The sequence below is a fragment of the Pandoraea sp. B-6 genome (assembly GCF_000282835.1).
In the GTDB taxonomy this organism is placed as follows: Bacteria; Pseudomonadota; Gammaproteobacteria; order Burkholderiales; family Burkholderiaceae; genus Pandoraea; species Pandoraea cepalis.
The window spans coordinates 1-12,822 of the sequence record NZ_KB290512.1 but is presented as its reverse complement, the minus strand read 5'-3'; the positions used below and the strand labels follow the sequence as shown (position 1 = coordinate 12,822).

11 protein-coding genes are annotated in these 12,822 nt (G+C 62.6%); 8 read left to right on the top strand and 3 right to left on the bottom strand.

The features are described 5' to 3' along the window. The coding region (locus A985_RS24930; RefSeq protein ID WP_369751565.1) for an ABC transporter ATP-binding protein at positions 1-753 on the bottom strand (753 nt) is incomplete at its 3' end. A 152-nt stretch (positions 754-905) separates the two neighbouring features. Between A985_RS24930 and A985_RS0109670 the strand changes: the two genes are divergently transcribed. Next, the gene (locus A985_RS0109670) at positions 906-1,775 is read left to right on the top strand and encodes a LysR substrate-binding domain-containing protein (protein WP_017233206.1); all 870 of its coding nucleotides are present in this window, start codon (positions 906-908) and stop codon (positions 1,773-1,775) included. 82 nt (positions 1,776-1,857) lie between these two features. On the opposite strand, the gene A985_RS0109665 is transcribed toward A985_RS0109670, so the two are convergent. Then, positions 1,858-3,192: an MFS transporter gene (locus A985_RS0109665; protein ID WP_026131810.1), complete on the bottom strand. Its 1,335-nt coding sequence runs from the start codon at positions 3,190-3,192 to the stop codon at positions 1,858-1,860. A gap of 160 nt (positions 3,193-3,352) precedes the next feature. Here A985_RS0109665 and cyoA point away from each other — a divergent pair, with 160 nt between their 5' ends. From cyoA to A985_RS24915, 7 genes are all read left to right on the top strand, one after another. Next, positions 3,353-4,387, top strand: a complete 1,035-nt coding sequence (gene cyoA / locus A985_RS24925; RefSeq protein ID WP_051060118.1) for a ubiquinol oxidase subunit II — start codon at positions 3,353-3,355, stop codon at positions 4,385-4,387. Positions 4,388-4,452: 65 nt separating this feature from the next. Next, positions 4,453-6,444, top strand: a complete 1,992-nt coding sequence (gene cyoB, locus A985_RS0109655) for a cytochrome o ubiquinol oxidase subunit I (RefSeq protein WP_017233203.1) — start codon at positions 4,453-4,455, stop codon at positions 6,442-6,444. Next, a complete protein-coding gene (gene cyoC / locus A985_RS0109650) occupies positions 6,437-7,105 on the top strand; it encodes a cytochrome o ubiquinol oxidase subunit III (RefSeq protein ID WP_017233202.1) in 669 nt (222 codons plus the stop codon). The genes cyoB and cyoC overlap by 8 nt, the downstream gene beginning before the upstream one ends. Continuing rightward, positions 7,102-7,509, top strand: a complete 408-nt coding sequence (cyoD, locus tag A985_RS0109645) for a cytochrome o ubiquinol oxidase subunit IV (RefSeq protein ID WP_017233201.1) — start codon at positions 7,102-7,104, stop codon at positions 7,507-7,509. Before cyoC ends, cyoD begins: the two co-directional genes overlap by 4 nt. Positions 7,510-7,521: 12 nt before the next feature. Further along, positions 7,522-8,367 (top strand): SURF1 family protein, encoded by an 846-nt coding sequence (locus tag A985_RS24920; RefSeq protein ID WP_369751564.1) that lies wholly within the window; start codon positions 7,522-7,524, stop codon positions 8,365-8,367. Between the two features lie 582 nt (positions 8,368-8,949). Further along, positions 8,950-10,572, top strand: a complete 1,623-nt coding sequence (ggt, locus tag A985_RS0109635; protein ID WP_232424580.1) for a gamma-glutamyltransferase — start codon at positions 8,950-8,952, stop codon at positions 10,570-10,572. Positions 10,573-11,359: 787 nt separating this feature from the next. Continuing rightward, positions 11,360-12,160 carry a serine hydrolase gene (locus A985_RS24915; protein WP_315973449.1) on the top strand — a complete coding sequence of 267 codons (801 nt, stop codon included), beginning with the start codon at positions 11,360-11,362 and terminating at the stop codon, positions 12,158-12,160. A gap of 238 nt (positions 12,161-12,398) precedes the next feature. Here A985_RS24915 and A985_RS0109625 read toward each other — a convergent pair whose 3' ends face one another. Beyond that, positions 12,399-12,620: a hypothetical protein gene (locus tag A985_RS0109625; RefSeq protein ID WP_017233197.1), complete on the bottom strand. Its 222-nt coding sequence runs from the start codon at positions 12,618-12,620 to the stop codon at positions 12,399-12,401. Positions 12,621-12,822 lie beyond the last annotated feature (202 nt).

The following is a 12,822-nucleotide window of genomic DNA, read 5'->3' as shown; positions in this document are numbered from 1 at the left end:
CGGATCATCGAAGATCTCGTCCCCCGAGCCGTATTCGACGATTCGCCCCGCGTACATCACCGCGACATCGTCGGCGACTTCGGCGACCACGCCCAGGTCGTGCGTGATGAGCACGACGGCGGTGCCGGTTTCGCGCTGCAAGGTTTGAATGAGCGTGAGTACCTGCGCCTGAATCGTCACGTCGAGCGCGGTGGTCGGTTCGTCGGCAATCAGCAGCGCGGGCCGGTTGGCAAGCGCCATCGCAATCATTACGCGCTGACGCATGCCGCCGGACAGTTCGTGCGGATAGTTGTCGAGCCGTGTCTCCGGTGCGGGGATGCGCACCCGCTTGAGCATTTCGAGCGCCTCGGCGCGCGCGGCGCGGCGATCCAGACCGCGATGGCGCCGAATGCCCTCCTCGATCTGATGACCGATGGTGAACGACGGGTTCAGCGAGGTCATCGGCTCCTGGAAGATCATCGCGAGACGATTGCCGCGCAGGTCGGCAAAGTCGCGCTCCCCCAACGTCAGCAGATCCCGACCTTCGAACATCGCGCGCCCCGCCACGACATTGGCGGGCGGACTCGGCAACAACCCCATGAGGGCGAGCGACGTCACGCTCTTGCCGCATCCCGATTCGCCGACGATGCACAGCGTCTTGCCGGGATACACGGCAAACGAGACGCCATCGATCAGATTCGGCGAGTCGGGCGCTTTGGAAAACTTCAGCGACAGTCCGGTGACATCAAGCACCGGCCCAGCGTCTGCGGGCATGGTCATGGGCGCGTTGTAGGGGTCATCAATCGTCTTGCCCCGGTTCCGGAAAGTCGGTCGCGAGGGATGTGCGTGACACGATTATGTCTTCCACGCACGCAAAAGAAATATTAATATTTCTTTTTCAAACGTAAATTATTTTTAACCTCTCGATGCTTACGTTGCGCATGTTGAAGACGTTCCGGCTGGTGGCACAAACCGGCTCGTTTGCGGCGGCCGCCGAGCGTGCCGCCCTGACGCAGGCGGCCGTCAGCCTGCAAATGCGCGGTCTCGAAGATGCCGTCGGTCAGCGGCTGTTCGATCGGCGCGGCCGGCAGATCACGCTCACGCGTCAGGGACGCGACTTGTTTCCGCGCGTCGAGCAGATCCTGGCGCTCACCGCCGAGCTGAGCGCCACCTCCGCCGGCACCATGCAGGGCCCGGTCACCATCGGCGCCGTGGTGTCGGTCATTGGCGCACTGTCGATGGCTGTCGCGGAACTCAAGACCGCGCACCCACGGCTCGATGTGCGGCTCACGTCGGCGCGCTCGGACGAACTGACCGATCTCGTCGAGCAGGGCGAGGTCGACATCGCCGCCGTGGTCGCGCGCGCCGACGATGCGCGCGTCGACGGCCTGGTGTGGACGCCCCTCTATACCGAGCCGATGGTCATGGTCGTGAATCGCGACGTCACCGAACCCGACCCGCAGCGCATTCTGGACGAGCACGCGTTTTTGCGCTTCGACCGGCGCGTTCGCACCGGCATGGTGGTGGAGCAGGCGTTACGCGCGGCGAAGCTCGGCGTGACCGAATACCTGGAGCTGAACTCCATCGAGACGATCGTCGCGCTCGTGCGCAAGAACGTCGGCGTATCGGTGCTGCCGCAACTGCATCGCGGCGATTGGCAGTCCGACCCGTTGTTGCGCATCGTGCCGATTGCCGAGCCGCCCTTGCTGCGCACGGTCGGCATGATTCATCGTGAGCATGACTCACGCACGCACGACATCACGGCCGCCATCGCCGGCATGTTGCACGACGTGTGAGTGGATGCTGCGACGAGGGAAAAACGGCGCGAACACTGTCGCGCCGTGACCGAAAATGAGAAGCCGGTTGCCGCGCATGCGATCAATCGCGCGTCTCGAAGGCCTTGTTGATGCGCAGTGCCAGCAGCGTGCAGACAGTACCGGAGAGCAGATAGGCGCTCACTGCGATCAGCCCGAACTCGGACGACAATCCCAGTGCCACGAGCGGTGCGAAGGCCGCGCCGAACAGCCACGCGAAGTCGGTCGTCAGCGCCGCCCCGGTGTAACGGAAGCGTTGCTCGAAGTTCGACGTCACCGTGCCCGCCGCCTGCCCGTACGACAATCCGAGCAGGGCGAAGCCGACCAGGATGAAAATGTCTTGCTGCGTCGAGCCGCCGCCCATCAGGAACGGCGCGAAGAGTGCGAATATGCCGATAAAGATGGCGAAGAGGCCCAGCGTGGTGCGTCGGCCGATGCGGTCGGCAATGCGCCCGGAAATGACCGTGCACACGATGGCGATCGCCGCGCCGCACAGTTGCACGATCAGCACATTGTTCAGATCCTGGCTGTTTTTCAGCGCGATCCACGACAGCGGGAACACCGTCACCAGGTGAAAGAGCGCATAGCTTGCGAGTGCGGCGAAGGCGCCGAGAAAGATGTTGTATCCCTGCGAGCGCACCATCTCGCGCGTGCTGATCGGCTCCAGTTGGCCCTCTTCGAGCATCTCCGTATATTCGTGCGTCACCACCAGACGCAGCCGGGCAAACAGCGCGACCACGTTCACGGCGAACGCCACATAGAACGGATAACGCCACCCCCACGTTAGGAAGTCGTCGGACTCAAGGCTCGAGTGCAGGAACAGGAACAGCGAGGCCGCGATGATGAAACCGATCGGCGCGCCCAGTTGCCCCATCATCGAATACCAGCCGCGCCGCTGAGGTGGGGCGTTCATCGCGAGCAGCGACGGCAGCCCATCCCACGAACCGCCGAAGCCGATGCCCTGCACGAGCCGGAAGAACGCGAGCAGCCAGATGGCGCGGTCCCCCAGTACCGCATAGCCCGGCAGGAACGCCATGCCGGCTGTCGCCGTGCCGAGCACGAACAGCGCGGCGGTGAGCTTGACGCTGCGCCCCCAGCGGCGCTGCGCGTTCATGAACAGCGCGGTACCGAACGGGCGCGAAATAAACGCGAGCGAGAAGATCGCGAACGCGTACAACAAGCCATGCAGGCTGTCAGCGAACGGGAAGAAAACATGGGGGAAGACGAGGACGGCGGCAATGCCGAACACGAAGAAGTCGAAGTACTCGGAGGTGCGTCCGACCACCACGCCGACCGCGATTTCCTCGGGCGCAATGCGCGACTTGCTCCCGTGATCGTGCGCTGTCGATGCGGCAGTCACGCCGGGCGGCGTCGGCGATTGATGAGCACTGCTTGACATTATCGGACCCCCTTGCGGATCGGGATGACCATGACACTCGTGCCAGAAGAGCATCGCAGGTATCGCGAATCGACGCCATAGGGTTTACCCTAAATTGCCGCATCATGGAGGGGAGTCCATGATGAACCCGGTCTACGGCTACGGTTCCATCGATCGCAGCATGACTTCCCCCAAGTGCCTTCGCGGGGTATTTTTGCTCCCCGCCACCGCGTTGCTGTCCGGTTGCAATACCGTATTGATGTCGCCCTCGGGCGATCTTGCGGTAAGGCAGCGGGACATCATCATCATTTCCACTGTCCTGATGTTGCTGATCATCGTTCCGGTGATCGTGCTGACACTGGTCTTCGCATGGCGTTACCGAGCGTCGAACAAGCGTGCCATTTACACGCCCGAATGGGATCACTCGACGCTGCTCGAACTGCTGATCTGGGCCGCGCCGCTGCTGATCATCATCGCGTTGGGCGCGCTCACCTGGGTCAGCACGCACAAGCTGGACCCCTACCGGCCGCTTGAGCGCATCGACGCCAAACGCGAGATCCCCCCCGACACGCGCCCCCTCACGGTGCAAGTGGTCGCCATGGACTGGAAGTGGTTGTTCTTCTATCCCGATCTGGGCATTGCGACCGTCAACGAACTGGCCGCCCCCGTCGATCGGCCGATCCGATTCGAAATCACATCGACGACGATGATGAATTCGTTCTTCGTGCCCGCCCTGGCCGGACAGATCTACGCGATGCCGGGCATGGAAACGAAGCTGCATGCGGTCATCAACAAGCCCGGGATCTATGACGGCTTCTCGGCGAACTTCAGCGGCGCGGGCTTCTCGGGCATGCGCTTCAAATTTCACGGACTGTCGGCAGACGGTTTCGACGCGTGGGTCAAACAGGTCAAGGCGCGCGGCGACAACCTCACGCGCGACAAGTACGAGGCCCTCTCCCAGCCGAGCGAATGGGTGCCCGTCCACTACTACGGCGATGTGGCGCCCAATCTTTATGACGCGATTCTGAACCGCTGCGTGCAACCCGGGCAGACCTGTCTGAAGGACATGATGGATCAGCCCAATCATCCGCGCGCCAGCCGGGCGCGCACAGGCACGTCCGAGTCGTTGCTCGCCGACGCGATGTGCACGGCGCAAAACACCGTGCAGTTCGCGTCCGACACTCGGCACGCCCCCGGCGAGAGACTTACGCAGTGACGCATACCGCGCCCAACCGTCGACAATGATGCGCCTTGTGCGCGATTGATCCCAGGCTCGAGCTTATGGACATCGTCAAGTTGATCTTCGGCCGCCTCACGCTCGAGGCGATCCCGTACCACGAACCGATTCTCGTTGCGACCTTTGCCGGGGTAGCGTTCGGAGGCATCGTCGTACTGGGCGCCATCACCTACTTCAAGCTGTGGGGGTATTTGTGGCGCGAGTGGTTCACGAGCATCGATCACAAGAAGATCGGCATCATGTATGTGATCCTGGGCATCGTCATGCTGCTGCGCGGCTTTGCCGACGCCGCGATGATGCGCATGCAGCAGGCGATCTCGTTTGGCGACAACATGGGGTATCTGCCGCCGCACCACTACGATCAGATCTTCACCGCGCACGGCGTGATCATGATCTTCTTCGTGGCAATGCCGCTGGTGACTGGCCTCATGAACTTCGTGGTGCCGCTGCAGATCGGCGCGCGCGACGTGGCGTTCCCGTTCCTCAACAACTTCAGCTTCTGGATGACGACGAGCGGGGCCATGCTCGTAATGCTTTCGCTCTTCGTCGGCGAATTCGCAGGCACTGGGTGGCTGGCTTATCCGCCGTTATCGGGCATCCTGCAGAGCCCTAACGTCGGGGTCGATTACTACATCTGGGCACTGCAGATCGCCGGGATCGGCACCCTGCTCTCGGGGATCAATCTGCTCGTGACCATCGTGAAGATGCGCGCCCCCGGCATGACGATGATGCGCATGCCGGTCTTCACATGGACATCGCTGTGCACGAATGTGCTGATCGTGGCTGCCTTCCCGGTGCTGACTGCCGTGCTCGCCCTGCTGGCGCTGGATCGCTACGCCGGCACCAACTTCTTCACGAACGATCTCGGCGGCAACGCCATGATGTACGTGAACCTGATCTGGATCTGGGGCCACCCCGAGGTCTACATTCTCGTGCTGCCCGTGTTCGGCGTGTTCTCCGAGGTGGTCGCCACCTTCTCCGGCAAGCGCTTGTTCGGCTATGCGTCGATGGTCTATGCGACGGTCGTGATTACGGTGCTGTCGTACCTCGTGTGGCTGCACCATTTCTTCACGATGGGCTCCGGCGCGAGTGTGAACTCGTTTTTCGGCATCACGACGATGATCATCTCGATACCGACCGGCGCGAAGATTTTCAACTGGCTGTTCACCATGTATCGCGGGCGCATCCACTTCGAAGTGCCGATGCTGTGGACGGTCGGCTTCATGGTGACGTTCGTCATCGGCGGCATGACCGGCGTGCTGCTCGCCGTGCCGCCGGCCGACTTCTCGCTGCATAACGGCCTGTTCCTGATCGCTCACTTCCACAACGTGATCATCGGCGGCGTGATCTTCGGGGTCATGGCGGCAATCACCTACTGGTTCCCCAAGGCCTTCGGCTACCGGCTCGATCCGTTCTGGGGCAAGTGCTCGTTCTGGTTCTGGTTCATCGGCTTCTACGTCGCCTTCATGCCGCTGTACCTGCTGGGCCTGATGGGCGTGACCCGTCGCGTGAGCCACTTCGACGACATGTCGCTGCAAATCTGGTTCCAGATCGCCGCCGTGGGGGCACTGCTCATCGCCATCGGCATTGGATGCTTCATCGTCCAGCTCGTCGTGAGCTTCATCCGCCGCGAGCAACTGCGCGACGACACGGGCGACCCGTGGAATGGCCGCACACTGGAATGGTCGACGTCGTCCCCCCCGCCGGCCTACAACTTCGCCTTCACGCCGATCATTCACGACAACGACGCCTGGTGGCAGATGAAGCAGCACGGCTTCAAGCGTCCGGAGCACGACTTCATTCCGATCCACATGCCGAAGAACACGGGCGCGGGCATCATCCTCGCGGGGCTTGCGACGGTATGCGGCTTCGGGCTCATCTGGCACATGTGGCTGGTGGTGATCGTGGCGTTCGTGGCGCTGCTGGCGACCGCCATCGGCCACACGTTCAACTACCACCGCGAGTACTACATCCCGGCCGATCAGGTCGAACAAACGGAGGCAGCGCGCACGCGCCTGCTCGCGCAGCATGTCTGATACGACGGCACCCTTCCCGGCCGGTGGCGCCCCGCTCGGGGCCCACACGCCCAGCGCGCCGCACGACGGCGAGTTGAAGTTCATGATGACGAGCGACTACCACCCGCCCAACGGGACGCTGCTCGGCTTCTGGGTCTACCTGATGAGCGACTGTCTCGTCTTCGCCTGCCTGTTTGCGGCGTATGGCGTACTCGGGCGCAACTACGCAGGCGGGCCGACCGGTGCGGAGTTGTTCGAACTGCCGCTCGTGGCGGTGAATACGACCTTCCTGCTGCTCTCGTCGATCACCTATGGCTTTGCGATGATCGAGATGCAGCGGCGACGCCAGGGCGCGGTGCTCGTCTGGCTCGCGGTCACCGGCGTTCTCGGTGCGGCGTTTCTCTCGCTGGAACTCTACGAGTTCGCGAACCTCATTCACGAGGGAGCGGGGCCCTGGCGCAGCGCGTTCCTGTCTTCGTTCTTCACGCTGGTGAGCACCCACGGGCTGCACGTCACGTTCGGCATCGTCTGGCTCATCACCCTGATGGTGCAGGTCGGCAAGCATGGCCTCACCGCGCCCAACCGCCGCCGGCTCATGTGCCTGTCAATGTTCTGGCACTTTCTCGACGTGGTGTGGATCGGCGTCTTCACGTTTGTCTATCTGATGGGAGTGCTGCCGTGAGCACCCACGACTCGACCCTGCACAATGCCGACGGGCACGGCCACGATCACGATCACGACCATGGCGACGAAGGACCGCACAGCACCCTGCGCGGGTATGCGACCGGCTTCATCCTGTCGGTCATTCTCACCGCCATTCCCTTCTGGTTCGTGATGGGCGGTGTATTCGAGAAATCGAGTACCACCGCGATCATGATCCTGTTCCTGGGCGCCATTCAGATCGTCGTGCATATGATCTACTTCCTGCACATGAACGGGCGCTCCGAAGGCGGCTGGAACCTGTTGTCGTTGATTTTCACGATCGTGCTGGTCGTGATCACGCTGTCGGGTTCGCTATGGGTGATGTATCACCTGAACCAGAACATGATGGCGGGTATGATGCAGGATACGAAAAACCTCCCTTGAACGGCACTTCCCTTGAGCAGCAATCGACTTCATGACTCGGGGGGCGCACAGCGTCCCCCGCGCACTTCCGGCGCGCCCGCCCGCCCGTCTCCCCTTCGACTGATCATCCTTGGCGTTATCACGTTGGTGCTGGTCAGCGTCTTCGTCTCGCTCGGGACCTGGCAGCTTCATCGCCGCGCCTGGAAGCTCGATCTGATCGAGCGTGTGAATTCGCGCGTGCATGCGCCGCCCACCCCGGCGCCCTTGCGTGGCCAGTGGGCCTCGGTCAACGCGGCCGCGGATGAGTATCGCCACGTCTCGCTCAGCGGCACGTACCAGTTCGACAAGGACACGCTCGTGCAAGCCGTCACCGATCTGGGCGGCGGGTTCTGGGTGCTCACGCCGTTGCGCACAGCAGATGGCGGCGAAGTGCTGATCAACCGCGGCTTTGTTCCGCCGGGCTGGAAGGAATCCGTGCCGGCCGTCCCGGCGGGTGAGGTCACCGTCACCGGTCTGCTGCGCATGCCCGAGCCGGGCGGCGGATTCCTTCGCAAGAATGCGCCGTCGGAGAACCTCTGGTACTCGCGCGACGTCGCGGCCATTGCGACCGCGCGCGGACTAACGAGCGCCGACGTGGCGCCCTTCTTCGTCGATGCCGACGGCAAGCCGGGCGCAGATGCAAGCCGCGCGCTCGTCAGCGGCGATGCTGAAGCCGTCACCGGCCGGGCACCGGCACTCGACTACCCCGTGGGCGGGCTCACCGTGGTGCAGTTCCCGAACAACCATATGAGCTATCTGCTGACGTGGTACGCGCTGGCGATCATGTCGGCCGTGGCCGGCGGGTTCGTCATCCGACTCGAACTCCGTAAGGGCGGCTAGTCGAAGGCCCTGCGGCCGCGACGCGGTCTCGTGTCGCATCCTTCCGAAATCGCGTTCACGACAACGTGGTGACAGCGCAACAGCTGCCAGGCGGAACCTCATCGTTTCAACCGGTTCCGCCTGCCGATCTGCCTCGATTCCCGCAGCGACCGCCCATCCACATCTGACCCCATATAGCAACAAGCGCTTGTCGGCAATGACAAGCGGGCACTTCCGCGGAATGTCCAGAGCCACTCGATCTCGCAATGTGGCCCGTCACGCGGACGTGTGAGACATCATTCCCTAATTAGCCGATATGCGTTAACGTTCCATGGTCGACGGAACTGTTACGCATGCCGAAACCAAGGCAGCGGAGACGTCGCCCCGCAACCGTGCCAGCCTCAGGTGCGCCGCGCGGGCGAGCTGCTGGTCGTGCGTCCGTCGCCAGCGAAGTTGAAATTTCCCCCTATCTCGCTCAAACAAGAACATTTAAAGACGATGAAAAATCCAACCTTATCCAAAGCGTTTTTGGCGACAGCGCTGAGCTGTGCGTTGTTCAACGTTCACGCGGCCTCGCAGGCACCGGTCGGTGCCGAGAACGGCATGGTGGTCACCGCCCAGCACCTGGCGTCGAAAGTCGGCGTGGACGTGCTCAAGGCCGGTGGCAATGCCGTCGACGCGGCCGTGGCCGTGGGATATGCGCTCGCCGTGGTATATCCGGCAGCCGGGAATCTCGGCGGCGGCGGTTTCATGACGATCCAGCTTGCGGACGGCCGCAAGACCTTCCTCGATTTCCGCGAGAAGGCCCCGCTGGCCGCGACGGCTAACATGTATCTCGACAAAGACGGCAACGTCATCAAGGGTGCCTCGACCACGGGCTATCAGGCAGTGGGCGTACCCGGCTCCGTGTCGGGCATGGAATACGCCCGTGAAAAGTATGGCACCAAGACTCGTGCGCAACTGATCGCGCCCGCCGTCACGCTGGCGGAAAAGGGCTTCGTGCTCGATCAGGGCGACGTCGACATGCTTTGGACGGCGACCAAGAATTTCGAGAGCGACCGCGCCAATTCGGGCGCCATCTTCCTGAACAAGGGCCAGCCGTTCCAGCCAGGCGAACGCCTTGTGCAGAAGGATCTTGCACGTACGTTGAAGCTGATCAGCGCGAAGGGTACCGACGGTTTCTACAAGGGAGAGGTCGCCAACAAGCTGGTGGCGTCGATGAAGGCGGGGGGCGGCATCATCACCCAGGCCGATCTCGATCAGTACAAGACGCGCGAACTGGCGCCGGTCGAGTGCGACTATCGCGGCTATCACGTGGTCTCTGCCCCGCCGCCCAGCTCGGGCGGCGTGGTGATCTGCGAGATCATGAATATCCTCGAAGGCTACCCGATGACCGAGCTGGGGTATCACTCGGCGCAGGGGGTGCATTACACCATCGAGGCGATGCGCCACGCGTACGTCGACCGCAACAGCTATCTGGGCGATCCCGATTTCGTGAAGAACCCGATTGCCCACCTGCTCGACAAGCAATACGCGGCCAAGATTCGCGCGGCCATCAACCCGCAGAAGGCGGGTATCTCACAGGAGATCAAGCCGGGGGTGGCGCCGCATGAAGGCAGCAACACCACGCACTACTCGATCATCGATCGCGACGGCAACGCGGTGTCGGTCACCTACACGCTCAACGACTGGTTCGGCGCAAAGGTGATGGCCAACGGCACGGGCGTCATGCTCAACGACGAAATGGACGACTTCACCGCCAAGGTGGGCGTGCCGAACCTGTATGGCCTGATCCAGGGCGAAGCGAACGCCATCGGCCCGGGTCGTCGTCCGCTGTCGTCGATGAGCCCGACCATCGTCACGAAGGATGGCAAGCCGGTCATGGTCGTTGGCACGCCGGGCGGTAGCCGCATCATCACGGCCACCCTGCTCACGATGCTCAACGTCATCGACTACGGCATGAATCTGCAAGAAGCCGTGGACGCCCCGCGCTTCCACCAGCAGTGGATGCCGGAGGCGACCAACATCGAGCGGTTCGCCCTGAGCCCCGACACGCAGAAAATCCTCGAAAGTTGGGGTCAGAAGTTTGCCGGCCCGCAACCGGCGAACCACGTCGCCGCCATTCTCGTGGGCGCGCCGTCGCTGGGCGGCAAACCGATCGGGAAGAACCGCTACTATGGCGCGAACGATCCGCGTCGCAACACGGGACTCGCGCTCGGTTATTGATTGAGGGCGTGTGATCCAAACGACATTGGGATCGAAGGAATTGATGGGGCCGCGCGCGCGGCCCCATTTTTTATGGATGCCGTCTGCGAACGTGTGTGTCGCAGCGTCTTCGTACCCCGAGAGTTAGACATTTGTAACATTTTGTAATGCGTCGTTTGAACGCTCAGGAACTCCTCGCGCGCGTAACGTCCAACAGGTTTCCCGTGTATTTCGCCTGCATCGCGTGCGGTGGCTGCTGCCGCGAGTTGCCTTGTTGTGTGCACATGTCGACCGTATCTTCTGACTATGGAACCGCGTGAAGATGTCTGCCCTGTGGTACCCATTGTTTAGCTCGTCGTTGCCTCGTCTTCGTCGCCTCCCTCGCCGCCCTCGTCTCTCCCGGTTCCCTCGTCTGACGCCACGCATCGTCGCGCTCGCTCGCCTGGCGCTCTTTGGCTTGACGCTGCTCGTTGCCGGGATGCCAGTCAGCGATGCGCTCGCGGTGACCAGCCATCATTCGGGTCATGGCAAGCGCCACCTCCAACCGGCGAAGCACAAAAAGATGGCAGCAAAGACGACGTCGAAGCCCGCGCGTCGGAAAGCAACGGCTGCGCGTGCGCCGCACCATCGATCGGCACATCATCGGGCAAAGACCCATGCAGGCCGTAAAGCGGCGAAACCTGCGCGTCGGGCGCAGACGACGGTGAAGCATCGGGCTAATGCTACGCGGCAGCATGCGACGCCGAAAGTGTCGAGAGCAGCGGGAGCGGTGCGCACTGCTGGCGCGGTAACGAACGCGACCGCGCGCGTGCACACTGCTGCCAAACCACGCCTGCTCGCACGGTGCGGCTTCACGCCGGCATCACGCAAGCGGCTTTTCTCGCGCGCCGTTTATATTGTCGACGAGAATACCAAAACGCCGCTCTTCTCCCTCAACGCCAATCAAGTGCGCCCGATCGCCTCGCTGTCGAAGCTGATGACGGCAGTCGTCTGGCTCGATAGTGGACCGGCCATGCGTGCCCCCCTCACGGTCACGAATGCGGATCTCGATACGCTCAAGTTCAGCCATTCACGTCTGGCGGTAGGCTCGACGCTTTCGCGCGCCGACATGCTCCACATCTCGTTGATGGCGTCGGAAAACCGTGCTGCTGCCGCATTGAGCCGCGACTATCCGGGTGGACGTCCAGCCTTCATCTCCGCCATGAATCGCAAGGCACGCGCCTTGAACATGCCCAACACGCGTTTCGCGAACTCGACCGGGCTATCACCGAACAATGTATCGACGGCGCGCGAACTGGCGCGTCTGGTACGGGCGTCGAACGCGTATCCGCTGATCCGTCGCTATTCGATTGATCATCAGCAACGGGTGAATACGGGCAAGGGACAGTTGCAGTACGTCAATACGAACCGTCTGGTGCGCTACGGGAAAGTGGATGCAAGCGTCCAGAAGACCGGCTTCATTAACGAATCGGGGCATAACATGGTGATGCGCGTGCTTGTGCACAAACGGCGTCCCGTGATCGTGACGATGCTTGGCAGCGACACGCCGGAAGGCTCCCGCCTCGATGGCGTGCGCATCGCCCATTGGTTGTCGTGCTCGTTGCGATGACGCGCGGCACGGGGCGTGTGAAGGCGCACGCTTCAACGGCGCACGTATCGCTCATTGGTTGTCGTACTCGTTGCGACGACGCGCGGCACGCGCGTGTGAAGGCGCCCCGCCTCAACGACGTCACTGTCTATCGGTTGTCATGCTCGTTGCGAGGACGCGCGTGTGATGACTGGCGCGGTTGGCATATCTAAGTGAGACGGCACCTTGGCGTCTGCGGGTGGTCCAGCGTCCTGATACGTCAGTCGCGCGAGGCCATGCGCGGGCGATAACGCTGTTCGATCACCCAGCGCATTGGGACAGTCGAGGCGCCCCATTTCGGCAACGGCATCCACCGAAGACCGTCCGGCGAACTGGTTCCGAAATGGTGGATTGGTGGATTGGTCATGGGAATGTCAGCCAGATCAAGCTGCCCCGTCACGACCTGGGCATCGAGCCACGCGGGCGTTCCGGTGCTGGGCATTATCGCCGTGGACACGACCTTGGCATCGAGCCAACGCAGCCACGCCGGCGCTGGGCATTACCGACGTGGACACGACCATGGCATCAAGCCATGCAGGCGCTCCGGCGCTGGGCGTTATCGCTGTCGACACGACCATGTCATCGAGCCGCGCAGCCGCGCCAGAGCTGGGCATTATCGCTGCGGAAAAGCAAAAACCCCTTGC

Excerpts from the sequence above, each read along its gene's own strand:
- A985_RS0109670 (WP_017233206.1), top strand. The coding sequence starts at position 906 with ATGCTTACGTTGCGCATGTTGAAGACGTTCCGGCTGGTGGCACAAACC.
- A985_RS0109665 (WP_026131810.1), bottom strand. The coding sequence starts at position 3,192 with ATGTCAAGCAGTGCTCATCAATCGCCGACGCCGCCCGGCGTGACTGCC.
- cyoA (WP_051060118.1), top strand. The coding sequence starts at position 3,353 with ATGACTTCCCCCAAGTGCCTTCGCGGGGTATTTTTGCTCCCCGCCACC.
- cyoB (WP_017233203.1), top strand. The coding sequence starts at position 4,453 with ATGGACATCGTCAAGTTGATCTTCGGCCGCCTCACGCTCGAGGCGATC.
- cyoC (WP_017233202.1), top strand. The coding sequence starts at position 6,437 with ATGTCTGATACGACGGCACCCTTCCCGGCCGGTGGCGCCCCGCTCGGG.
- ggt (WP_232424580.1), top strand. The coding sequence starts at position 8,950 with ATGGTGGTCACCGCCCAGCACCTGGCGTCGAAAGTCGGCGTGGACGTG.
- A985_RS0109625 (WP_017233197.1), bottom strand. The coding sequence starts at position 12,620 with ATGCCCAGCACCGGAACGCCCGCGTGGCTCGATGCCCAGGTCGTGACG.